Source organism: Neobacillus sp. SRL179 (assembly GCF_984799095.1).
In genome coordinates this window covers 1,351,168-1,374,551 of sequence record NZ_OZ481792.1, presented here as the reverse complement: position 1 = coordinate 1,374,551, position 23,384 = coordinate 1,351,168, and the positions used below count along the sequence as shown (strand labels likewise).

General features: G+C 36.5%; 21 protein-coding genes and 1 other annotated feature. Of the genes, 3 read left to right on the top strand and 18 right to left on the bottom strand.

What is annotated here, in order from left to right:
* Positions 1–133: 133 nt before the first annotated feature.
* The 4 genes from AC4E8C_RS06750 to spxA form a co-directional block, all read right to left on the bottom strand.
* Positions 134–1,330, bottom strand: a complete 1,197-nt coding sequence (locus AC4E8C_RS06750; RefSeq protein WP_490211286.1) for a competence protein CoiA — start codon at positions 1,328–1,330, stop codon at positions 134–136.
* Positions 1,331–1,438: 108 nt separating this feature from the next.
* Positions 1,439–2,950 carry a cardiolipin synthase gene (cls, locus tag AC4E8C_RS06745; protein WP_490212489.1) on the bottom strand — a complete coding sequence of 504 codons (1,512 nt, stop codon included), beginning with the start codon at positions 2,948–2,950 and terminating at the stop codon, positions 1,439–1,441.
* A gap of 169 nt (positions 2,951–3,119) precedes the next feature.
* Complete coding sequence (mecA, locus tag AC4E8C_RS06740; protein ID WP_490212488.1) at positions 3,120–3,791, bottom strand: adaptor protein MecA; 672 nt, start codon at positions 3,789–3,791, stop codon at positions 3,120–3,122.
* Between the two features lie 276 nt (positions 3,792–4,067).
* Positions 4,068–4,463, bottom strand: a complete 396-nt coding sequence (gene spxA / locus AC4E8C_RS06735) for a transcriptional regulator SpxA (RefSeq protein ID WP_490211285.1) — start codon at positions 4,461–4,463, stop codon at positions 4,068–4,070.
* Between the two features lie 576 nt (positions 4,464–5,039).
* Here spxA and AC4E8C_RS06730 point away from each other — a divergent pair.
* Entirely contained in the window at positions 5,040–5,222 is a 183-nt protein-coding gene (locus tag AC4E8C_RS06730) for a hypothetical protein (RefSeq protein WP_490211283.1), read from the top strand.
* A 67-nt stretch (positions 5,223–5,289) separates the two neighbouring features.
* Here the strand turns inward: AC4E8C_RS06730 and AC4E8C_RS06725 are convergent, their stop codons facing one another.
* From AC4E8C_RS06725 to AC4E8C_RS06705, 5 genes are all read right to left on the bottom strand, one after another.
* On the bottom strand, positions 5,290–6,231 hold the full coding sequence (locus tag AC4E8C_RS06725; protein WP_490211282.1) for an ABC transporter ATP-binding protein: 942 nt from the start codon (positions 6,229–6,231) through the stop codon (positions 5,290–5,292).
* On the bottom strand, positions 6,232–7,320 hold the full coding sequence (locus AC4E8C_RS06720) for an ABC transporter ATP-binding protein (protein ID WP_490211280.1): 1,089 nt from the start codon (positions 7,318–7,320) through the stop codon (positions 6,232–6,234). It abuts the gene before it with no gap.
* 17 nt (positions 7,321–7,337) lie between these two features.
* Positions 7,338–8,366, bottom strand: a complete 1,029-nt coding sequence (gene opp3C, locus AC4E8C_RS06715) for an oligopeptide ABC transporter permease (protein WP_490211278.1) — start codon at positions 8,364–8,366, stop codon at positions 7,338–7,340.
* On the bottom strand, positions 8,363–9,295 hold the full coding sequence (gene opp3b / locus AC4E8C_RS06710; protein WP_490211276.1) for an oligopeptide ABC transporter permease: 933 nt from the start codon (positions 9,293–9,295) through the stop codon (positions 8,363–8,365). The genes opp3C and opp3b overlap by 4 nt, the downstream gene beginning before the upstream one ends.
* 113 nt (positions 9,296–9,408) lie before the next feature.
* Positions 9,409–11,112, bottom strand: a complete 1,704-nt coding sequence (locus AC4E8C_RS06705) for a peptide ABC transporter substrate-binding protein (protein WP_490211275.1) — start codon at positions 11,110–11,112, stop codon at positions 9,409–9,411.
* Between the two features lie 223 nt (positions 11,113–11,335).
* Here AC4E8C_RS06705 and AC4E8C_RS06700 point away from each other — a divergent pair, with 223 nt between their 5' ends.
* A complete protein-coding gene (locus AC4E8C_RS06700) occupies positions 11,336–11,698 on the top strand; it encodes a hypothetical protein (RefSeq protein WP_490211273.1) in 363 nt (120 codons plus the stop codon).
* Between the two features lie 54 nt (positions 11,699–11,752).
* Positions 11,753–12,001: a binding site (T-box leader), on the top strand.
* A 49-nt stretch (positions 12,002–12,050) separates the two neighbouring features.
* On the top strand, positions 12,051–13,040 hold the full coding sequence (trpS, locus tag AC4E8C_RS06695) for a tryptophan--tRNA ligase (RefSeq protein WP_490211271.1): 990 nt from the start codon (positions 12,051–12,053) through the stop codon (positions 13,038–13,040).
* Between the two features lie 33 nt (positions 13,041–13,073).
* On the opposite strand, the gene AC4E8C_RS06690 is transcribed toward trpS, so the two are convergent.
* The 9 genes from AC4E8C_RS06690 to AC4E8C_RS06650 form a co-directional block, all read right to left on the bottom strand.
* Positions 13,074–13,820 carry a YjbA family protein gene (locus AC4E8C_RS06690; protein WP_490211269.1) on the bottom strand — a complete coding sequence of 249 codons (747 nt, stop codon included), beginning with the start codon at positions 13,818–13,820 and terminating at the stop codon, positions 13,074–13,076.
* 219 nt (positions 13,821–14,039) lie between these two features.
* The gene (opp4C, locus tag AC4E8C_RS06685; protein WP_490211267.1) at positions 14,040–14,951 is read right to left on the bottom strand and encodes an oligopeptide ABC transporter permease; all 912 of its coding nucleotides are present in this window, start codon (positions 14,949–14,951) and stop codon (positions 14,040–14,042) included.
* Between the two features lie 13 nt (positions 14,952–14,964).
* Positions 14,965–15,930 carry an oligopeptide ABC transporter permease gene (gene opp4B, locus AC4E8C_RS06680; RefSeq protein ID WP_490211266.1) on the bottom strand — a complete coding sequence of 322 codons (966 nt, stop codon included), beginning with the start codon at positions 15,928–15,930 and terminating at the stop codon, positions 14,965–14,967.
* A gap of 177 nt (positions 15,931–16,107) precedes the next feature.
* A complete protein-coding gene (gene opp4A, locus AC4E8C_RS06675) occupies positions 16,108–17,820 on the bottom strand; it encodes an oligopeptide ABC transporter substrate-binding protein (RefSeq protein WP_490211264.1) in 1,713 nt (570 codons plus the stop codon).
* Between the two features lie 33 nt (positions 17,821–17,853).
* A complete protein-coding gene (locus AC4E8C_RS06670; protein WP_490211262.1) occupies positions 17,854–18,864 on the bottom strand; it encodes an ABC transporter ATP-binding protein in 1,011 nt (336 codons plus the stop codon).
* On the bottom strand, positions 18,864–19,886 hold the full coding sequence (locus AC4E8C_RS06665; protein WP_490211260.1) for an ABC transporter ATP-binding protein: 1,023 nt from the start codon (positions 19,884–19,886) through the stop codon (positions 18,864–18,866). The genes AC4E8C_RS06670 and AC4E8C_RS06665 overlap by 1 nt, the downstream gene beginning before the upstream one ends.
* A gap of 149 nt (positions 19,887–20,035) precedes the next feature.
* Positions 20,036–20,824 carry a DUF2268 domain-containing putative Zn-dependent protease gene (locus AC4E8C_RS06660; protein WP_490211258.1) on the bottom strand — a complete coding sequence of 263 codons (789 nt, stop codon included), beginning with the start codon at positions 20,822–20,824 and terminating at the stop codon, positions 20,036–20,038.
* A 133-nt stretch (positions 20,825–20,957) separates the two neighbouring features.
* Positions 20,958–22,196 carry a beta-ketoacyl-ACP synthase II gene (fabF, locus tag AC4E8C_RS06655; RefSeq protein WP_490211257.1) on the bottom strand — a complete coding sequence of 413 codons (1,239 nt, stop codon included), beginning with the start codon at positions 22,194–22,196 and terminating at the stop codon, positions 20,958–20,960.
* Positions 22,197–22,256: 60 nt separating this feature from the next.
* Entirely contained in the window at positions 22,257–23,189 is a 933-nt protein-coding gene (locus AC4E8C_RS06650; RefSeq protein ID WP_490211255.1) for a beta-ketoacyl-ACP synthase III, read from the bottom strand.
* Positions 23,190–23,384 lie beyond the last annotated feature (195 nt).

The following is a 23,384-nucleotide window of genomic DNA, read 5'->3' as shown; positions in this document are numbered from 1 at the left end:
ATTTCCTTTAAAAAAGCATAAGAAATGACACTATCACTATAAGTATACCCATTTGAACTTTTTCATTTCGCAGCTCCCAAACAATTTATCCTTGTCTATCCAAACCGTCTAATTTACTGTTATCTCATAAAGTTTAACTATTTAAAATAAAGCATTTATTTTTTTGATAAAACTGTTTTCTCATTTCCTCCCGTGCACTATTAGATTTAGGGATGGTTATTTTCTTTTGTAATTGGTACACACTCTCATCCATTTGCTTTAAAATTCCTAGGTACTCTAATAATTGCATGTATTCGATTATGGGAATAATAGGATGTAAGTGGTCTAATTGTGGTAAATTACGTATAATTATATGTTTCCTGCATTTTCGATTATTAAAATGATGATTTACTTCGGTTAGATTTATTAAGTCATTGGGGTTTTTATCCCCTAAAACATCAAGATAGAAATAAGTTTGCCAAATGACAGCAGGTGTTTCTATAAGGATAGAATGGGAAACAGGAAGGCCGATTTCTGGAGGTAATAAGAAAAGATTTAATCCTTGGGAATAGATTTCCTGAAAAAATGAATGATGTCCTGGTTGTGGATGAATGGACCAATTTAGAATAACCCTTTCGATCTCAGTATTCCAGCTTAGCAGGGTAAAGGCAGCTGTTTTCTCTGGGTCCAACAAGGCCGCTAGCTCAATTTTTTGAAGTGGATAATAGGAATGATTTGCAAAGGCATTTTTGATTGAGAATGAAGTAATAGCATCTACTAACTGAAAAAGTTGTTTTTCGGGGCTATACGCGGGTAGGTAAAGCTTTCCAGACTCTGAACTTCGTATAAATAAATATTGAAAATTCGATAATGAGATACGGCCATTCCCCTTTTGATGTATGTGCTTCCCAGACATAATCCACAATGGGATATAATTGTTCTTTAGATAGGTTTTTGTTCTTTTACGAAAAACATCCTCGGGTAATGTTGAGCATTGATACTCTAAAGCATATTTCTTTCCGCTATACTTGAACATTATATCAGGACGTTGTTGAATCTCCCGATCGTAGTACTCTAAAACAGCAGGGATTTTTTGTCCTACTAGCCATTGGAAAAGCTGCCGTTTTCCATCCATGTGTTCAAGCGTTTCATTCTCATAAACATCACGGCAATTGCTCCCCGGTTTATGTGCAAAATGAAAGATTCTTTGACTTCCCAGTTTTAACAAAACCTTTTCTCCGCAAACTGGACAAAAAAATTCTTCTTTTTTACGCAGGGTTAATAGCGTTTCTTTTTTGTAATCATATCCAAGGCAAATTTGTATACCCGTCTTTGTTTGTGCAGTTAACAATTTACACTCCTCCTCCTTTCTTACCTATATAATTCGCCCTATTTCAAAAAAGTCCTTGTAAATAAAAAGAAAACTCGACTTTTTTCGACGAGTTTTCTTTTTTTCTTTTTAAAGAAGCGGGGAAAGTAATCTTGCTGTAGATTCAAGTATCCTAAAACCAATATGTCTCTTTTGGAAGATTTCTAATTCAAGCTGCCTGGCAAATTTTAAATCATTAGTATATTCCTCAACAAGCTTTTGTGTACTTTTAGTTCGAAATAAAAATGCATTGACTTCAAAATTTAAATGAAAACTCCTCATATCCATATTGGAGGTCCCAATGGATGCTAGTTCTTCATCTACGATTACAATTTTACTATGCATAAAACCACGTTCATATTCATATACCTTCACACCTGCTTCGAGAAGTTCTGGAAAATATGATCTCGATGCGTGAAAGACAATTCGCTTATCGGGACGGTTAGGAACAAGGAGCCTTACATCAATCCCGCTAAGTGCAGCAATTTTAATGGCCGAAAAAATATCTTCATCTGGAATAAAGTACGGAGAAGCAATCCAAACTGATTTTTCTGCTGAAGCAATCATCGAGAAAAAAATATTCTTAATAACGCTCCATTCGTTATCCGGTCCTCCGGCAATTAGCTGAACTCCGCCATGCCTCTTTTCATCTATTTGGGGTGATAAATATTCAGCTGTCAAAAAGCTATGATTAGTCATATAATACCAATCTTGTAAAAAAATCAGTTGAAGGGTACGGACGGCTTCACCCTTTAGCATTAAGTGTGTATCACGCCAATAACCAATATCTTTATTTCTTCCTAGATATTCATCACCAATGTTAAGGCCACCAACAAAACCAATTGTCCCATCTATCACAATTATCTTTCGGTGGTTTCGAAAATTAAATTTATTATTTAAAAAGGGCAATTTTACTGGACCGAATGGAACAGTCTCAATGCCAGCATTTCTTAATTCATGAATATATTTCTTTGATAATTGCCAGGAGCCAACCGCATCGAACAAGAATCGAATTTTAACTCCTTCATTAGCTTTTCTTATTAAGATCTCTTTAATCTCGTTTCCAATATGGTCATGGCGTACAATATAATATTCAAGGTGAATATGATGTCTCGCACGCTTTAATTGTTCAATAATGTGCTGAAAGGTTTCATTTCCATTGGTTAAGATCCTGGTTGACGTATCAAAAGAAATTGGACTATTCCCCAATTTTTGAGCGAGATTAAACAATTTCCCTTGATGTTCTCTCATTAAGCTAAGCTTCTCTTCACTTCTTGGGTCATCTTCCCCCTCAACAGTTAAAAAGGCTTGTTTATCTAGGAAATATTTTTTACGGAACATCTTCTCTTTTCGATAATTCCGTCCAAATAATAAGTAAAAAATAAAGCCAACTAGTGGAAAGCTGCCAAGCACCACTAGCCATGTAATTGTTTGTGTAGGGTGACGATTTTCAAGAAATATAACAAATCCGATAAAAATGACAGACAATGTAATTAAAACGCTTAAGAATCCAAAAATGCCACTTTCCAACCGATCCTTAAATAAATAAAATACTCCTGATAACACTGCTAAAAATAGGATGACCCTTACCGTGTTTTTCAGCGTACTCACCTGCCAAAAATTTCATTTTAAAGAAATGATAAAGAAAACTCGCAGATTGGCGAGCCGTTAAGCGGCTCATGAGGCGTATTTGCACTTATGTATGATTGGAAATTTACACTTTCCTATCATGCTAAAAATACCGATTTCAATAATGAAATCGGTATTTTATTTAGTTAAAGTATTTACGTAACTCTTTAAAAACATCTTTAGAGATAATTTCTTTCCCATATTCTTGGATTCGATGAATGGTTAATTGGGTTTCATACCCGTATTCCAGTAAAATACTGAGAATGTCATCTATCTCGTCTTCTTCAAATACTTCTTCCGGAAATTCTGTATATAAGTAATATTTTCCTTCAAAATGAAAGAGCTTTGTTACTAATACATCTAAACCATTTCGTTTAGACAAACTCAATACATCCTCAAAATCCTTAAAGGCTAGAAGGAATTCTAATGTTTCTTCCTCAAGGAGCATGTCATCTTCATCAGTTAGATGGGGATGAAAATGTTGGTCTAAAAGTTCTTCTATTTTATCATCAACAGGTATATCTTTTATTTTATCATTCGGAATAGGGAGCTCAAACTTCTGTCCGTCTTTTGAAAGCTGCGCTTTCGTGACAAGAATTTCTAAACCTTTATCAAGTGCTTGGACTTGAATCCAAAGTGGTCCTTCAATGGCAAAATCTTCCTCACCATGAACCTCATCCATCATTTCCCAAAAAAGCTCTTCACTGCGTTCCCGATTGTACCATATTTCCTCACGATCAAAACCTCTTTCTTCAATATCGCCATAGGAAATGTAGAATTTAACGGTATTTTCATTTATGCGTTCAATCTCCATCATAACCTCTCCCTTCCATTTTCCATATTGAAGGGACTAAATACCCCCAAGCAGATAATACAACTAACAATAACTAAAAAGGTAATTACTCTAGTACTTTTATTTTATGATAAAAGTACTCATAAGGGAAATAAAAAAGGCTAAATTACAAAAAACCATGATAATGCCTATCTTTGGACTTAATAAAGATATTCTTTTTATTGTACCAAAATGAATCCAAAACGACAAATTTTCTGATATAGAAAAAAAGACCTCCATTTGCGAAGGTCTTATTGTTTAGTTTACCATGCGCTGCGCTTCACGCAATTGAAATGTTCTAACTCTCCTTGGTAAGAAGCGCCGAATTTCATCTTCATTATAGCCTACCTGTAAACGTTTTTCATCAATGATGATTGGACGTCGCAACAGGCCGGGATTATCCTTAATTAATTTAAATAAATCTTGTAATGGCATTGCATCTAAGTTTACATCTAATTTTTGAAATGTTTTAGATCTTGTTGAAATAATTTCATCAGTACCATCTTCTGTCATACGAAGAATTTCTTTAATTTCCTCCATTGTTAAGGGTTCAGAGAAAATATTTCTTTCTGTGTATGGAATTTCATGTTCTTCTAGCCATGATTTAGCTTTTCTACATGATGTACAACTTGGTGAAGTGTATAGTGTTACCATCCTTCTTCACACTCCTCTTTTATTTACAAACCGTTTAAACCAAAAACCTCTATAGTAAGATAAGCATTTTTAAAGTGGATAATAATCATTACTAATTAAAATTATTATAAATAAGTAATTTATATCATAAATTATACACCACTGCCTTAAAAAAAGGTATAAGTTTTTTAAAAATTCTTGAACGCTGTTATATAATATGCTTACAATTCGTCTATTATATTAGACGAATAATAATCTTAAAAGTTTCATAAATTTTTGGCTTTTTTATCAACAAAAAGAAAGTAATTCTTTGTTTACTCCTAAAATGTTCGTTCTTAACGTAATTCCTTTTGTGGGTAGAAAAAGGATTATTTGCATTGCCTTCTAACATTGTTCATTTTACAGGTATTAGCTTAACAAATTATTAATTTTAATTCTCAATAAAGTCTCCGAAATGAAAACGTATACATCCTTAAATTAGATGAAGAGGGTTTATTTTTTTTTTCTCTTTAAATATGCTGCTAGTTCTTTTAAAATATAGATGAGGGAATATATTATTCAACATCACGATTTTCTAATAATGGAGGGGTCTTATAAATGGGTGCTTACATAATTGATTTAACTATTGTAGCAATACTGATTATCGGTATTACTGCTATAATGGGCGTCATATCCAACACCATAGGAGAAAAAGTCTTTGGCGGTAAACGTAGAACAGAATTTGTAGATGAAAGTGCTAAATATCGGACAGGATGGAAATCAGTTGGTGGAAATAAATAAATTTAACCTATTATAAAAAATCTAGACAGTAAAAAAACGATCTCAATATAATCGAGATCGTTTTTTTTTATTGTTTAGATTGAGCCTTATATTGCTTAAACTCTTTCTCAGAGCAGAGGACGAAATGCCCTGGGGTAACTTCTCTAAACTCAATTAATTCATTATCATCATAATTATGACTAGCAGGGTCATAGGATTTACGTCTGCGTGTCCGTTCACTTATTGGATCTGGAGCTGGAATTGCGGATAGAAGTGATTGGGTATAGGGATGTAACGGGTTTTTATATAACTCATCCGCAGGTGCAAGTTCCACCATTTTACCAAAGTACATAACACCAATACGATCACTAATATATTTTACCATTGATAAATCATGGGCAATGAAAAGATAGGTTAGCTCTTTTTCTTTTTGCAATTGTTTCATTAGGTTAACAACTTGGGCTTGGATCGAAACATCCAATGCTGAGATCGGTTCATCCGCAATAATAAATTCAGGTTGAACTGCAAGTGCACGAGCAATTCCAATCCTCTGGCGCTGTCCACCACTAAACTCATGTGGGTAACGATTTGCATGTTCTCTATTTAACCCAACTGTTTCCAAAAGTTCATAAACTTGTTCCATACGTTCTTGCTTGTTCTTTGCTAAACCGTGTATATCAATTCCCTCGGCAATAACATCAGCAATTTTTAATCTAGGATTTAAAGATGCATATGGATCTTGGAAAATCATTTGCATTTTACGATTAAAATCTTTTAATTGCTTTTTTGATTTCTTTCCATGAACATTAACGCCGTCATATATTACTTCTCCGCCTGTGGCATCATATAAACGAATAATGGTTCTTCCAGTTGTAGATTTACCACAGCCAGACTCACCTACGAGCCCCATAACTTCCCCTTTATAAATATCAAAGGAAACATTATCAACGGCTTTTACTTCATTAGGCTTTCCAGTGTTAAAATACTGTTTTAGATTTTTAATCTCAAGTAATTTCTTTCTTTCTGCCATTTACTTTCCCTCCTTTTTACCAGGGAACTTATCTTTTTCCAGACGAGCAGAACCACTTGCTGTGCCATTGTATTGATTTTGCCGTCTCTTCACAGCCTCCGGCGGCTCAACTTTAGGCGCATCTGGATGTAATAACCACGTAGCAGCATAATGTGTATCCGATACTTTAAAGAATGGAGGCTCTTGCTCCAAATCAATTTTCAATACAAATGGGTTACGTGGTGCAAATGCATCGCCCTTTGGTGGATCCAATAAATCCGGGGGAGTACCTGGGATAGAGAATAACTCTTCATCTTCAGTATCCATATCTGGCATTGAACTAATTAATCCCCATGTATATGGATGCTGCGGATTATAGAAAATTTCGTCGGCAGTTCCAATTTCAACAATTTTACCGCCATACATAACAGCAACCCGGTCAGCAACATTGGCTACAACACCAAGGTCATGGGTAATAAAAATAATTGATGTATCAATTTTCTTCTGCAGATCCTTCATCAATTCAAGTATTTGTGCTTGAATGGTAACATCAAGTGCTGTGGTTGGCTCATCTGCAATTAGAATTTTGGGATTACAAGCCAAAGCAATTGCTATGACAACCCGCTGTCTCATCCCACCTGAAAATTGATGTGGATATTGGTCAACCCGAAGTTCGGGTTTAGGAATACCCACAAGCTTTAACAAATCAACAGCTCTTTCCCTTGCAGCATGTCGACTCATATTTTGATGTTTTATTAGCGGCTCCATAATTTGGTTGCCAATTTTCATCGTTGGGTTCAAAGAGGTCATAGGATCCTGGAAAATCATTGAAATATCTTTTCCGCGAATTTTTTGCATTTCTTTATCTTTAAGCTTTGTTAAATCCTTTCCTTCAAAAAGAATTTCTCCGCTTTTAATTTCGGAATTATGTTCAGGGAGCAGCCGCATAATTGATTTGGTAGTAACAGATTTCCCCGAACCTGATTCACCAACAATTGCCAGCGTTTCTCCATTATATAAGTCAAAACTTACGCCGCGTATTGCTTGTACTTCCCCCGAAAATGTATGAAAGGAAATGTTTAAATCCTTTACTTGTAATATTTTATCCATCTATATCCACCTGCCTTCTAATCACGCATTTTTGGATCCAATGCATCGCGTAATCCGTCTGCAACAAGGTTAAAACATACCATAATAACAGCAATCATTATGGATGGAATAATCATCTGATACGGAAAAGCAATCATTGATTTAAATCCGGAATTTACTAGTGTACCTAAAGAAGCATGAGGTTCTTGTAATCCTAATCCGATAAAACTCAGAAAAGCTTCAAAGAAAATAGCATTAGGGATAGAAAACATCGTATTTATAATAATGACACCAAACATATTTGGAATCATATGTTTAAAAATAATAGAGGAATTGGAAGCCCCTAGAGTTTTCGCTGCTAAAACAAATTCTTGACCTTTGAATTTTAATACTTGTGCTCGAACAACCCTTGCCATACTAGTCCAGCCAGTGATAGTCAAGGCAATAATTATTGGAATAATACCTGGCTTTAACACGAGTATCATCAAAACTACTACAATCAAGTTAGGAATACCCACTATTACTTCAATAATACGCTGCATGACACTATCAGTACGTCCGCCCAGATAACCTGATATAGCACCATAAGCAACACCAATGAGCATGTCAACTAACGCTGCCATAAAGGCAATAAATAAAGAGACTTGTGTTCCTTTCCACACACGTGCAAATTGATCACGGCCTAAATTATCAGTTCCGAACCAATAGTAGGCATCAACCTTCCGCACTTCATATGCGTTATATTCTGTACCGTCTCTTCTTTGCAAGGTACCATCAAATGGCAGCCAATGCACATTCTCCAAACCTTGAATACGCGGAGGCAGGTTATTATGTTTAGTAGTTTGCGTGTCATAGTCATAAGGAGTAATCAGTGGACCAACAAATGACATAATGATCATAATTACTAAGATGACTAAACTAACTACAGCCCCTTTGTTTTTGCGCACACGCAGCCATGAATCCTGCCAAAAGTTTAAGCTTGGTTTAGAAATTTTTTCACTATTTGATGGATCAATGTGGGCAGGTGCAAACATATCCTTTGAGATTGTTACGTCTTTGTTGCTCATTTAGATCCTCCCCCCGATACACGAATACGTGGGTCGATGATTCCATACAGAATATCAACTATCAAAATAACGACTACAAATAATACTGCAAATAAAATGTTTGTTCCCATTATAACTGGGTAATCATTCATGTTAATTGATTTAACAAACTGTTCCCCTAGTCCAGGAATTCCAAAGATTTGCTCAATAACTAGTGATCCTGTCATTAAACCAACTGCTAAGGGTCCCAAAACTGTAACAACAGGAATTAATGCATTTCGAAGCGCATGTTTGATACTAATTTGCCAGCGGCTTGCACCCTTAGCACGAGCTAATGTAATATAATCTGCCCCTAATACCTCAATCATTTCAGTACGCATAAATCGCGCTGCAATAGAAATTGGGAACATGGCCAAGGCGATCGTAGGAAGAATTGTATATTCTGGTCCTTTCCATAACATAACCGGCAGCCATCCTAATTTGACAGAAATGTAATACTGCATTAATCCTGCAAAGATGAAGGATGGTACTGATTTACCAAGTACAGCAATAAAAGTAGAGCCATAATCAATCCATGTATTTTGCTTTAAGGCTGCAATAACCCCAAGGAAAATACCTAATATGGTACCAACAACCATAGCTTGGAAACCTAACTGTGCTGATGGTCCAATTCGGTTAGCAATAAGTTCAGTTACAGGAGTATTATCGAATTGAAAGGAGATTCCAAGGTCACCTTTTACCAAATTCACCATATAATTATAATATTGAACAGGCACGGGTTGGTTTAAGCCGTATTTGTCCAGTAATATATTTCGCTGAACTTCCGTAAGCTTTTCGAAGTTATTAAATGGGCTGCCTGGAATGAGCTTCATGAGGAAAAAAGTAAGTGTTGATACAATAAAAAGGGTAACAATCATATAACCCACACGTTTTAAGATATATTTTGCCATGCCTACACCTCCTAATTAGTTAAATATTCGACATTTTACGACAATTCCGATACAGGTAAAAAGAGAGTATATCTGTTAAATATACTCTCTTTCTATTTGATTAGATATAGTTACTATTTTGTGATTTTAATCCACTGGTAACTATAGTCAGGACCGAATGCGTGGTGTGCAAAGCCTTTAACTTTTGGATTGATCAAGATATTTACAGAACGTTGGTAAAGTGGTGCAATGGCTGCATCATCTTCTAATAGGATCTTTTCTGCATCTTGAAGAGCTTTCCAACGGTCTTGTGGTTTAGCAACAAGATCTTCGTTAGCTGCTTTGATTAACTTATCAAATTCAGGGTTTCCATAACTCATATGGTTTTGTCCGCCGCCTGTAACCCAAAGATCCATGTAAGTCATAGGGTCAGCGTAGTCAGGTCCCCAACCGCCCATTAACAAATCATAATCTTCAGCATCTTCACGAGCAATACGAATTTTGAAAGGAACAGCTTCGATTGTAATCTTTAGTCCAGGTAGGTTTTTCTCTAATTGGTCTTTAATGAAAGCATCAGTAACTTTTGAAGTTTCTGTATCTTGACCAACATAAGTAAAGTTTACCTCTTTAAGTCCAGTTTCTGCAAGTCCTTTTTCCCAAAGCTTTTTAGCTTCCTCTTTATTAGACTTTAGGTAAGTTCCAGCAGTTTCGCGGAAATCTTTACCATCAAGGAATGAGAAGCCTTTTGGTACTAGGTAATCAGCAGCAACTGAGCCGTTTGCTAATACGTCTTCAACTAAAGCTTTTTTGTCTACAGATAGAGCAATTGCTTTACGGATATTAACATTCTTTAACGCTGGGTTCTTTTCGTTCATCTTTAACCACCAAATAGATGGCTCTTGGTAACGAAGTAAATCATCTGCACCTTCAAATTGAGAAAGGATTGCAGCTTGTGCTAATTTAGGTGTAATATCAGCTTCGCCTGCAGTGTATGCATTTGCAGAAGCTTGTGGATCTTTTGATACGTTGAAATTAATCTTTTCTAGAGTAGTATCTTTTGCATTCCAGTAATCCGCATTCTTTTCTAATACCCACTCAGTAGCTGTTGGGCCATCCCATTTAGTCATTTTAAATGGACCATTGTATAGTAGGTGTCCAGCATCTTTCGCATAATCTGCGCCTTGTGCTTCAACATACTTTTGGTTTTGCGGGTAGAATAATGGGAATGTTAAATATGATTCGATATATGGAAGTGCTCTTACAAGCGTAATTTCCAATGTATTATCATCTTTAGCTTTAATTCCTAGAGTTTTTAAATCTTCAGGTGTTACCTTGTCAGCCTTTGCTACTATTTCACTAGCACCAGCGATTTTACCTTCCATGAAGTAAGCACCATATGGAGCAGCTACTTTTGGATCGATAGCACGTTGCCATGCATAAACGAAATCATTAGCAGTGACTGGGTCACCATTAGACCATTTAACGTCTTTTTTCAATTTGATTGTTAAAACTGATTTGTCTTCATTATATGTTGGCATGCCGTCAGCTACACCAGGGATTACTTTTTGGTCTGCGTCTAAGCGGTATAGACCTTCATTTGTAGCGTTTAATGTTGTAAAGCTTAAAGTATCTTGTCCCATAACGCTGTCCATTGTTGGGATTTCAGCAGATTCAAGAACGTTTAATTCTTGTTTATCAGCTAACGCTTCAGTGCCAGCATTATTTTTGCCTTCAGTTTTACTTGTTTCCTTCTTATCACCGCCGCCAGAACATGCTGCAAGGAACATGCTTAGAACTAGTGATAATGCTAAAAGTAGAGAAAGTTTTGATTTCTTCACTAGTAGACCTCCCTTTTCTATTATTCTGAAAAATTACTACATTCTCTATTATACATATTTTCAACAAATTGTACATTACTTTTTAAAAATTAATTTACAGTTTCGATACATTCTTTACCGTATCATTACAAATTGCTATGGTATAATTTAAACTTATATAAAAATTTTTATATAATAAACATGTCTTATTCCCTTTATAAATCAATGTTTAGGAGGTTAATCTATGAAAGATCATTTAAAGAAAAATCTAATTATTCTAATTCTAACACAAGTAGTTATTTTTCTTATTTCTATTATTTACCACAGAGAAATTTCTTTGGTCCATTATATCAATATATCTTTCTTTATTACTGGAGCCTTACTTCTATCTGCATTACTGCTATACACGATTCATAGCGGTTTTTATGACACCATCTCTCGCTCTTTTAATTACTTCTTCTCTAGACCTGTAGGAAAAGAAAAGAGAAATTTCGAGGATATACCACGATTATCAGATATGGTAACAATCAACGAAAAACCTCTTCTCTTGCACGGAATGGTGAATGGTCTTCTTATGGCAGCTGCCCTAATCGCTTATTATCTGTGACACACTTGAAATTAAATATTGAATTCCATTATAATGTGAATAGTCGAATTAAATTGTAAAGCCTTGATAAAGAGTAGTACGTATTTACCTTCGTTTTAGAGAGTTTGTGGCTGGTGAAAACAAACACGAACAAGTACGGAATGGACTTTGGAGCTTCTATCCGACCCTTTATTCTCTGAATAAAATGTAGGCCTAGACGTTTACCTTGCGTTAAAAGGGAACCATCTCACTATAAAGGTAATTTGGACTGAGTGACTCTGATTGAGTAATTTAGGGTGGTACCGCGAACCATTCGTCCCTATGTTTTTTTGGGATGGATGGTTTTTTTATATATCTTTAGGAGGAAAAGAAAATGAAAACAATTTTTTCAGGCATTCAACCAAGTGGAACCATAACACTGGGAAACTATATTGGGGCGATGAAACAATTTGTTGAGATGCAAAATGAATACAATTGCTTCTTTTGTATTGTTGATCAACATGCGATTACTGTTCCACAAGACCCATTGACACTTAGGAAAAATATCCGGAGCTTAGCAGCATTATATTTAGCTGTTGGAATTGATCCTGAGAAGGCAACCTTATTCATTCAATCAGAAGTGCCTGCACATGCACAGGCAGGATGGTTAATGCAATGTATTTCCTATATCGGAGAACTTGAAAGAATGACACAATTTAAGGACAAATCTGCTGGAAAAGAAGCGGTTTCTGCAAGTTTGTTAACCTATCCGCCCCTTATGGCTGCTGATATCTTATTGTATAATACAGACCTTGTTCCAGTTGGTGAGGATCAAAAACAACATATGGAGTTAACACGCGACTTAGCTGAAAGATTTAATAAAAAATATAATGACATTCTTACTATTCCAGAAATTAGCATCCCGAAAGTGGGTGCCCGAATTATGTCTTTACAAGAACCAACAAAAAAAATGAGCAAATCTGATTCAAACAAAAAAGCATTCATTACGCCACTTGATGAACCAAATCAAATCGTAAAAAAAATAAAAAGTGCTGTCACTGATTCAGAAGGAATTGTTAAATTTGATACAGTAAATAAACCTGGAGTTTCGAACTTGTTATCGATTTATTCCATACTTGGCGGAAAATCAATTGAAGAGCTCGAAAAAATGTATGCTGGGAAAGGATATGGAGATTTTAAGGGAGATTTAGCAAATGTAGTGGTAGATTTTCTTAAACCAATCCAAGAAAAGTATTACAACTTGTTAGAATCAAGCGAACTAGATGACATTTTGGATCGTGGTGCAGAAAAAGCTAACCTAGTTGCCAGCAAAACATTAAAGAAAATGGAAAATGCAATAGGACTTGGCCGCAAAAAACGGTAAATTAAAGAACCTGACCCAAAATGGGTCAGGTTCTTAATTTACTTTTGGACCATGCTCCATTTCCCAAAGCTTTTCAAAAAATGGCTGTCCTTTAATTAAATTCTCACAGAATGATTCATGCCGCTTTGACCAACCATACTTTGTTTCTTCAAATAATTGCTCCCAGGCATCTTCAAAATTCATTTCTTGGATGGTTGAATACTGCTCTGGACACCACTCAGTATACCAATACCTAACTTCGGCTTCATTATTCGATGAAAGCAATTGGTCAAGCGCCATAAATAATAGTTGTTTTAATTGACGTTCTTTTCTTGTTAAACCTCTCATTAAATCTGGCTCTGGTGAGAGAATATGGAAATCCTTAGTTTTCTGCTGTTCGTAAAAATGGTATTGTTTTGCATCTTGTTGACTGATCATTTCATAAACAAGCTGTTCTTGTCTTGGTATTAACCTGCTTTTTCGAATTGGAATATTATAGCCTATCGTATCAACGGCTAAAATACCAACTCCATCTGTTACCACAAAGCAATAATCCAGCTGAATTCTTTCATGATTTTTTCTTAAATAGGCTTTTTGATAAATATCATCAAGAAGCTGTTGAGGAAGCTCTGATAAATCATTCTCAATATAGTTAAAAAGGAGCGGTTCAACTTTTATTAGTGGAGCTTGATCTAACAACTCCACACCGTCATCCTTCCTCCATTCATGAAAGTGGCATACATTATAGCCATTTTCTTCACCTTCGAACCAATTAACCCAAACATCATGAAGATACAACATTGTCCAACCCCTCACTTCAAGAAAACTGTTTGTCAATCAGTATGGGCAGACCTTAGTTAAATTATTCCTTTATATATACTTTGCTCCAGTTTCCTATCTTTAGCGCTTTGCTCCCAAATAGTTATCTTTGTTTTCCCTTACACACTTTTTTCAGATACCACTATTTTATCTTAGAATGAAGCTGCAAAAAAAAATCTACCATTATATTATGGTAGATTTTTATCGTTTGGATTTTGGATTAAATGCGTCTTTTAATCCTTCTCCAATAAAGTTAATAGATAAAATAGTAATGGTAATAATTAAAGCTGGCGGTACCCAAATCCAAAGTTTAAATTGGAGTACATCCGGTTCATTTGCTGAATTTAACATATTCCCCCAGCTTGGGATTTCTTGGGGAACACCAAACCCTAAAAAGCTTAAACCTGTCTCAGCTACAATCATTGTCGCAAATGTAATTGTTGCTTGAACGATAATTGTTGATAAAATGTTAGGCAATAAATGTTTTACGATAATTTTAGCAGGCGAACAACCTATTGAGATTGCAGCAGTAATATATTCATTTTCTTTTTCAGCAAGTATTTTACTGCGGACAATCCGGGCAATGCCACCCCAGCTTAGTATACTAATCGTTCCTATTAAAACCCATAACCCATTTACTTTTCCAAAAAGGATGGCATTGAGAACGATAACAAATACAAGAAAAGGAAAGTTTAAAATAAAATCTGTAAATCTCATTAAAATACTATCGACTGCACCGCCAAAATATCCAGAAATGGAGCCGATTATGGTTCCAAGTAAAATAACAAATAACGTACAGCTTAATCCGACTAACAAGGAAATTCGTCCACCGTATAACAACCTAGTAAACACGTCACGCCCTGCCTTATCAGTTCCCAGCCAATGATCGCTTGATGGCTCTAATGACATTTGACCAATATTAATTCTTGTAACATCTGAGGTCGTTATATATGGAGCCAAGAATGAAATGATTGCAACTATTAATAAAAAGATGAAGCTTATAACAGCCAGTTTATTTTTTACGAATTTTTTTCGGGCTATTGCCCATGGAGATAAACTTTTTTTTGGGGGCGCTGGTTTAATATTGGAATCCTTTTGCGTAACAATTTCCATCTTTTCTCCCCCCCTAATCTAGCCTAATTCTTGGATCTACAACACCATATAGAACATCAGCAACAAGGTTTCCAATTAATGTTAAAAACGAGAATAACATTGTCAACGTCATTAATACAGGATAATCTCTAGTACCAACAGATTGTAAGAAGAGTTGTCCTAGACCTGGATAAGTAAAAATCGTTTCAGTAATGATGGCACCACTAATAATGGCAACTAAATCAAAGCCTAAAAAGGTAATGAGCGGGATAATAGAATTTCTTAAAATATGAACATTATATATCTTTCTTTCTGGTGTACCTTTTGCGCGAGCTGTCCTCACAAAATCCTTACGGCTATTTTCGATAATATCATTTCGTAAAAACTGCGTATAACTTGCCGTACTTAATAGTCCAAGAACTACAGCAGGTAAGAAGACATGATGAATACGGCTTATCCAATAATCGAGTGTTCCTTCTGTTACACCTATATCAACCGAACCATTTGAAGGAAACCACCCTAATTTAAAAGAAAAAAAGAAGATTGCAAATACCCCAGCAATAAAAGATGGGATCGATAATCCTAAATAATTTAATCCTCCGATTAAATTATCACCCAGTGTATAGGGTTTTCTACCAGAGTATACACCCATTATAAAGGCAAGAATGTAGGTGATTAATATAGAAGATAATCCTAGTAACAATGTGTTAGGAATACGTTCTGCAATAACATCGGCTGCTTCAATTTTAAATCGTGTCGATTTGCCAAAGTCCCCTTGCACGAAGTTACCAATCCAGCGTGCATATTGTTGTGGTAATGGATCGTTATAGCCTAATTTCTCACGCATGTCCGCAATATATTGCGGATCAGTATTTCTCGGATCAATTTCACCGCTGAGGGAATCGCCCGGCATTAGTTTAGCCAAGGAAAAAACAACGATGGAAATGAGGAATAACATTGGAATCATGCCCAAAATTCTTCGAAACGCGTATTTAAGCATGTGTATTCTCCTTGTCTGTAACTATGTTTAACCATAGTAGATTATGTAACTCAAGCTTGTTCAAATGGGAGTAGAGAAAGAATTTCAAGAGCTTTTTTCTCTATCCCACCTGAACCGCCTTGAGCTGTTAAAAATTTTTAGCCATTAGCTAAAACTTATGCATGTTAGTCTCTGTGATTATTGTTTGATCCACCATTCATTTGGACGGTTCATACCAGATACGTCAAATTTAACATCTTGAACACGCTTGCTGACAGCCATTGTTTCTTCTAGTTCAGCAATTGGTAACACTGGCAGTTCCTTCATAAATAGTTTTTGCCATTGAACATAAAGGTCCTTACGTTTGTCGTTATCTGTTCCAACAATACTCAAGTCAAGTGCTTGATCAAGTAATTTATCACTATCAGCATTTACCCAGCGAGGGTAGTTCCAAAGTGCTTTAGAACCCCAAAGTGGAGTTGGATCCGGATCTGAACCAGTAGACCAACCGCCGAAGAATACTTCAATCGATTTATCTGCTTTTTCTAACATATCGTAATAAAGATTTACATCAGTCATGGTTAATTTTGATTTTAAACCGACTTCTTCCCAATATTGAGTTAATGCTTTTGCACGAGATTCAAATGTTGGATTTGAAGTAGCATAATGACTAAAGTTTACAACAAATTCCTTGCCTTGTGGGTCTTCACGGAAACCATCGCCATTAACATCTTTATATCCGGCTTCGTCTAACAATTCTTTTGCTTTTTTAGGATCATATTTGTATTGTTCTAATTCTTTATTATCTGCTGCAATCCAGTGGTTTGTTGGAATTGGACGGTTTACTGGTTTACCAACTCCAAAGAAGAATGCCTTAACCCACTCTTCACGGTTGATGGCATAATACATTGCTTCACGAAGTTTCTTTTCTTGATACTTCGTTTCATTCATAACGTTTTTCTCGCCATCCCATGTTCCTAAACGGAATCCAACATAATAGTAGCTTACGCCTGGGTATGTGACAGCATTTACATTGTCAAGTGCCTTTACTTGGTCAATAATACTTGGGTGGAATGAGGTCATATCAAGTGTGCCATTTTTCAGTTCGCCTACAGAAAGTGATGGATCGATTACTTTTACGACTACTTTCTCGATATGCGGCTTTCCGCCAAAGTAATCATCGAAGCGTTCCATTTCAACAGATTCACCCGGTACAACTTTTGTTACCTTAAATGGACCTAATCCTACTGGCTTGGTACGCACTTGTTCGGAACTCATCATGTCTTTTACAGCCATGCCTTTAAATTCTGTACGATTCATTGGATATGTCCAAAGGTTATCCAAGTTGTTTACACGTGCCTTATCAAAAGTGATTTGGATGTGGTAATCATCCACTACTTTGATACCAGAAATTTCTGTTGCTTTTCCATCATGGTAATCTTGTGCCCCAACAATATTTCTTACGTTATCAAAACGCGGGCCTTCATAATCTTTATCAGCCACAACTTTTAAGGCGAATTCCCAGTCTTTTACTGATAATTCATCACCGTTGTGCCATTTAACTCCTTTTTTAATTTCAAAGTCAAATACCTTATTGTCTTCTGTTTTCCAAGAAGCAATATGTGGCTGCGCTTTCAATTGAGCATCATAATCAATTAAGTTTTCATCAAAGAAATCAATTACATATTGGTCTGTAGCATTCCCATAAAATGAATAGTTAAATTTACCCTCAGGAGCTGAATCAAGCGCATAAACTAATGTTCCGCCATCCTGTGGCTTTCCAGCTGATTCCCCACTCTTAGTGCCTTTCTCTTCTTTAGTACCTGCTTTTTCTCCGCCACTGCAGGCTGCTAAGAATGCCGACAAAACAAGCATTAAGGCAGCTAACATAAGCATACTTCGTTTCTTCATTTGTTTCCCCCCTAATTTTTTTACATTTTTTTGTTAATAAAGGTGGCAAGCTACTTGATGAGCAGGCTTCACCTCCTTTAATACAGGCTTCGTTTTAGCACATTCCTCCATTGCCAGTGGACAACGTGGATGGAATGGACATCCCGATGGTGGATTAATTGGACTCGGTACATCTCCTTTTAAAATAATTCTCTCTTTCTTGATCCTTGGATCTGGGGATGGTATAGCTGAGATTAGAGCCTGCGTATAGGGGTGGAGCGGTTCTTCATACAGGTCGTCCTTATCGGAAATTTCAACCATATTGCCCAAGTACATAACTCCAATTCGATCGCTCATATGTTTAACAACACTTAAATCATGAGCAATAAATAAAAAGGTTAGGTCAAATTCTTCTTGCAAATCTTTTAATAGATTTAACACCTGTGATTGTACCGAAACGTCCAGTGCAGAAACTGGTTCATCAGCGATGATTAATTTAGGCCTTAATGCAAGTGAACGTGCTATTCCAATCCGTTGTCTTTGGCCTCCGGAAAATTCATGCGCATATTTGTAATAAGCTTCTGGGGGTAATCCAACTTTATCTAATAAATCCATTACTTCTTCTTTTAACTCTTTCTTTGTCCTTTTATTAAAATTATAGATTGGTTCCGCTATGATATCTCCTACCATTTGCATGGGATTTAATGAAGCATATGGATCCTGGAAGACCATTTGCATATCTTTTCGAATTTCACGAAGTGATTTACCTGAAACTTTAGTAATATCTTTTCCGTCAAATAAGATATGACCTTCTGTTGGCTTGAGTAATCTTAAAATAGTTCGACCTGCAGTGGACTTGCCACATCCAGATTCACCAACTAATCCTAGCGTTTCCCCTCTCTTAATGGTAAAAGAGATATTATCAACGGCTTTAACATTTCCGATTGTTCGTTTGAGGAATCCACCCTTAACGGGGTAATAGGTTTTAAGGTTATGAATTTCTAAAAGATTTTCAGATTGAGAGGAAGGTATTTGATTATTTTTATGTACTGAAACGGTACTCATTACCTCACCCCTTCTTTTGGTCTACTAGTGTCAAAAAGCAAACAGGCAACTTCATGGCCAACTTCCACATCTGATAGTAAAGGGGTAATAGTAGTACATTCAGGCATAGCCTTTGGGCAGCGATTAGCAAATCGACAGCCAACTTTTGGCATATTGGTGAGCGATGGCACAATTCCTTGGATTGAGCTTAACCGTTCTTCTTTCTGGTCCATTTTGGGAATAGCCCCCAGAAGTAAGGTGGTGTATGGATGCTTAGGGTTATGAAATAACGTATCCACATCGGTACGTTCAACAATCTTTCCAGCATACATGACGATTACCTCATCACACATTTCTGCTACTACACCTAAATCATGCGTAATCAAAATGACCGACATATCATTTACGGCCTGAATCTCCTTTAAGAGTTCTAAAATTTGTGCTTGTACCGTTACATCCAGTGCAGTGGTCGGCTCATCTGCAATGAGTAATTTCGGCTGGCAGGCAATCGCAATGGCGATCATCACTCTTTGCCTCATCCCACCTGATAATTGGTGTGGATATTCATCTACTAGTTTTTCAGGACGGGAGATACCAACACTATGTAATAAAGCGATGGCCTTTTGCCGCGCCTCATTTTTGGATATTTTTAAATGATTAAATAGCACTTCCTGCAGTTGATAACCGATTGTAAAAACAGGATTTAGTGAGGTCATTGGCTCTTGGAAAATCATCGAAATATCTTTTCCGCGAATTTTATTAATTTGAGAATCTGACATTTTCTCTATATTTATGCCATTAAAAATAATTTCTCCCGACTTTACTTTTCCACTTCCTTTTGGAAGCAGCTGCATAACGGATAGACTCATCACGGATTTTCCACAACCAGATTCTCCTACCACTCCCACTATTTGTCGTGGCTTTACTTGAAATGAGACATTATCCACGGCATTATAATCAATTCCCTCAATATCAAAGGCTGTCTCTAAATTTTTAACCTCAAGCAACGGTGCTTCTTTAAGTAATGATTTAGTCGAGCTCATATCACACCTTCTTACTTTATTTGAATTATTTGTAATTAATTATATTTACATAAAATTCTATGACAGAATTATTACAATTGCAAGACTTTTTGGTTAATTATCACTCTTCTTTTTATTCAAAATAAAAAAGCCGAATTTAGTAGGCTTTTTTAGGATGTTTTTATTTTATCTTGAATAAACTTAGCAGAAGGAATGGTAAAAGAATGTTTTGTAGAATAATTATTTTTCTCATAATATTCCTTAATAATATTATATCCGACTGCATACCCTAACAATCTTGGAATTCCTCTTCCACCATATAAAAGATCATCATGATCTCTCTCGTTTTTCTTCTTATTTAGCCGATTTTTTATAAATTTATCCCAAAACAGTAAGAGTTCCTTTTCTGAATACATATGGCACCAGTTTGCTAAATATTCCTTTCCGCAATGTTTTAACACCGCATATTCTGCCAGACCCTCTATAATGAGAGAGTCAAGTAACGAATAATCTTCTAATATTTTATCAGACATGTTCATTCTACAGACATGGTGATATTCATGAACCAAAAGTGCTTCAACTTCTTTCATATCCTCATAATTTGAGAGGAATAGAAACATTTTGTCTGGGAAGGACACTCCTGCTTTACTGTTTTTCTCTCTTTTAAAGAAACTTCCTGTTTGGGCGACTGGAAAGAGGAAAACGGGTATATCAGGGCCGTTCCATTTATTTTTATAGTCTGTAAATAAGCGTCCTACTCGATTCCATATATTATGGTCAAGCATTTGATTAAGATAATCTCTAGTGAACTTTGACGGTCGATACATTCCAAAATTTTTTAACTGATTATATACTTCATTTGCACTTTCTCCATTAAAATAAGGACGGAGTTTTTCACACATGACAATTGGCCTGTCAAAATCCTTTTGTAACCATTGATCTGTCCGCATCATTCCCATTGCTTCACCCCATTATTAATGAAAGTCCCCCTCTTGGTCATTTTATGAAACTTTGGTGAAGGGGTTCATTCATTCTTGGGATACAGGTTAAAATAAATAACCCGGCCAAACTTCCGTCTGGCCGGGTTGATTATTATAAATACTTTTTAAATACTAGTGTAGCATTGTGTCCACCAAAACCTAGCGAGTTACTCATTACGGCTTTGATTTCTTGTTCCCTTGCTACATTGACAACATAATCTAGATCACATTCAGGGTCTGGTGTTTCATAATTGATGGTTGGCGGAAGCATATTATCTCTGATTGCCAAAACACTAAAGATTGCTTCAATACCACCAGCAGCACCAAGAAGATGTCCTGTCATCGACTTGGTAGAACTTATTGCAAGTTTGTATGCATGCTCTCCAAATACTTCTTTGACAGCCAGAGTTTCATACTTGTCATTATATTCAGTACTAGTACCATGTGCGTTAACATAGTCGATATCCTCAGGCTTTAAACCGCCATCGTTGATAGCCATTTTCATTGCCCGGGCACCGCCTTCTCCACCTGGTGCAGGGGCTGTAATATGGTACGCATCACCTGTTGCACCGTACCCAACAATTTCAGCATAAATTTTAGCTCCTCTGGCAAGGGCATGCTCCAATTCTTCTAATACAACAATGCCTGCACCCTCACCAATCACAAATCCATCACGATTCTTATCAAAAGGTCTGCTTGCTGTTTTGGGATCTGGATTTGTTGAAAGAGCGGTATTTGCACAGAAACCTGCTACCGACATTTTTGTAATCGGTGCTTCCGCTCCACCTGTTACCATTACATCAGCATCACCGCGCTGGATTACTTTAAATGCATCCCCGATCGAATTTGTCCCTGTTGCACATGCCGTAACCGTACAAGAATTGAAACCTCTTGCACCTAATATGATGGAAACCTGACCTGCTGCCATATCAGGAATCAACATGGGAACAAAGAATGGGCTAACCCGTTTGTATCCTCTTTTTTGAAAAATCTCAAATTGTTGTTCGAACGTTTCCATTCCCCCAATACCTGACCCAATCCAGACACCCACACGATGAGAATTTTCCTCATTAATCGTTAAATTGGCATCTTGAGCGGCCATGATAGCAGCGGCAACTGCAAATTGTGTAAAACGATCCATTTTCCGGGCATCTTTTTTATCAAGATACGCCTCTGGATTAAAGTCCTTTACTTCACCCGCAACCTTAGCAGGATATTCGTCAGCATTTACCCTTGTCATTGGCCCAATGCCTGATTTCCCTTCTAAAATTCCTTTCCACGTGGTCACAACATCGTTTCCAAGCGGTGTAACTGCACCTACACCGGTCACTACAACCCTGCGCTTTTCCATGTAAACATCTCCTTTTCTCTGTCATTAAATTTCTCTATAAAATGGGACTAAGCGTTGTGTTTACTTCCCCCAACGAATCGCAATGGCTCCCCATGTAAGTCCGCCGCCAAAACCGACCATTACAATAAGGTCATCATCTTTAATTCTGCCTTCTTCCAAGTCCTCTACAATCGAGATTGGAATCGATGCAGCAGAAGTATTCCCATATTTGTTAATCGTTTTCGACATCTTTTCAACAGGTAATTCTAGTCTTTGTCTTGACGCTTCCATGATTCGGATATTCGCTTGATGTGGAATTAGGAAGTCAACATCATCCTTGGTTAAACCTGCTTTTTCAAGTACATTTATACAGCTTTCTCCCATTTGCCTTACTGCAAATTTGAATACTTCTCGTCCGTTCATAATAATGTATTCATCTTGGTAAAGGTGCTTTGCACCAGTACCATCCGCACCAAGTTCAAAGGATAGGATACCTCTATCTCCAGATACTGGCCCAATTATAGTGGCCCCAGCACCATCCCCAAACAATACAGCAGTATTACGATCAGTCCAATCCGTTATTTTTGAAAGCTTTTCTACCCCAACAACTAATACGTACTTATATACATTTGTCTCAATAAATTGTTTTGCCGTTACAATCCCGTACATAAACCCAGCACATGCAGCACTAACGTCCATTGCCGCCGCTTTTGTTGCCCCTAATCTTTCTTGAATTCTACACGCAACCGATGGGAATGGTGAGTCAGGAGTAACAGTTGCCACTAAGATAAGATCAATCTCTTCTGGTGTTATCCCGGCATCTTGAATCGCTTTTTGGGCAGCAAAAAAGGCCATATCTGATGTATTTACATCATCTGCCGCTATTCTTCTTTCTTCAATCCCTGTCATGGTACGAATCCATTCATCAGATGTATTCATTATCTTTTCTAAATCGTGATTCGTGACAATTTTTTCTGGTAAATACCTGCCTATTCCAACAATACCAGCTCTCATGGTCCCATCTCCTTTATTGTTTGTAAGTCGATATATTTTAGGATTATTATCAATTATTATGACTTGGTACTAATTTTAACAAATATCCCCTATAATAAGCAACAGTTTCTTCCTGTTCTTATTCCGCTAATGTACTTTCCTTTTAATTTATCAATCATATGCTAATTTTAAAGATACTTTGATTGGAAGGAGCTG

Bases quoted from the DNA above. Each gene is read 5' to 3' on its own strand.
- mecA (WP_490212488.1), bottom strand. From the start codon at position 3,791: ATGGAGATTGAACGCATAAATGAAAATACCGTTAAATTCTACATTTCC.
- spxA (WP_490211285.1), bottom strand. From the start codon at position 4,463: ATGGTAACACTATACACTTCACCAAGTTGTACATCATGTAGAAAAGCT.
- AC4E8C_RS06730 (WP_490211283.1), top strand. From the start codon at position 5,040: ATGGGTGCTTACATAATTGATTTAACTATTGTAGCAATACTGATTATC.
- AC4E8C_RS06725 (WP_490211282.1), bottom strand. From the start codon at position 6,231: ATGGCAGAAAGAAAGAAATTACTTGAGATTAAAAATCTAAAACAGTAT.
- AC4E8C_RS06720 (WP_490211280.1), bottom strand. From the start codon at position 7,320: ATGGATAAAATATTACAAGTAAAGGATTTAAACATTTCCTTTCATACA.
- opp3C (WP_490211278.1), bottom strand. From the start codon at position 8,366: ATGAGCAACAAAGACGTAACAATCTCAAAGGATATGTTTGCACCTGCC.
- opp3b (WP_490211276.1), bottom strand. From the start codon at position 9,295: ATGGCAAAATATATCTTAAAACGTGTGGGTTATATGATTGTTACCCTT.
- AC4E8C_RS06700 (WP_490211273.1), top strand. From the start codon at position 11,336: ATGAAAGATCATTTAAAGAAAAATCTAATTATTCTAATTCTAACACAA.
- trpS (WP_490211271.1), top strand. From the start codon at position 12,051: ATGAAAACAATTTTTTCAGGCATTCAACCAAGTGGAACCATAACACTG.
- AC4E8C_RS06690 (WP_490211269.1), bottom strand. From the start codon at position 13,820: ATGTTGTATCTTCATGATGTTTGGGTTAATTGGTTCGAAGGTGAAGAA.
- opp4C (WP_490211267.1), bottom strand. From the start codon at position 14,951: ATGGAAATTGTTACGCAAAAGGATTCCAATATTAAACCAGCGCCCCCA.
- opp4B (WP_490211266.1), bottom strand. From the start codon at position 15,930: ATGCTTAAATACGCGTTTCGAAGAATTTTGGGCATGATTCCAATGTTA.
- opp4A (WP_490211264.1), bottom strand. From the start codon at position 17,820: ATGAAGAAACGAAGTATGCTTATGTTAGCTGCCTTAATGCTTGTTTTG.
- AC4E8C_RS06670 (WP_490211262.1), bottom strand. From the start codon at position 18,864: ATGAGTACCGTTTCAGTACATAAAAATAATCAAATACCTTCCTCTCAA.
- AC4E8C_RS06665 (WP_490211260.1), bottom strand. From the start codon at position 19,886: ATGAGCTCGACTAAATCATTACTTAAAGAAGCACCGTTGCTTGAGGTT.
- AC4E8C_RS06660 (WP_490211258.1), bottom strand. From the start codon at position 20,824: ATGGGAATGATGCGGACAGATCAATGGTTACAAAAGGATTTTGACAGG.
- fabF (WP_490211257.1), bottom strand. From the start codon at position 22,196: ATGGAAAAGCGCAGGGTTGTAGTGACCGGTGTAGGTGCAGTTACACCG.
- AC4E8C_RS06650 (WP_490211255.1), bottom strand. From the start codon at position 23,189: ATGAGAGCTGGTATTGTTGGAATAGGCAGGTATTTACCAGAAAAAATT.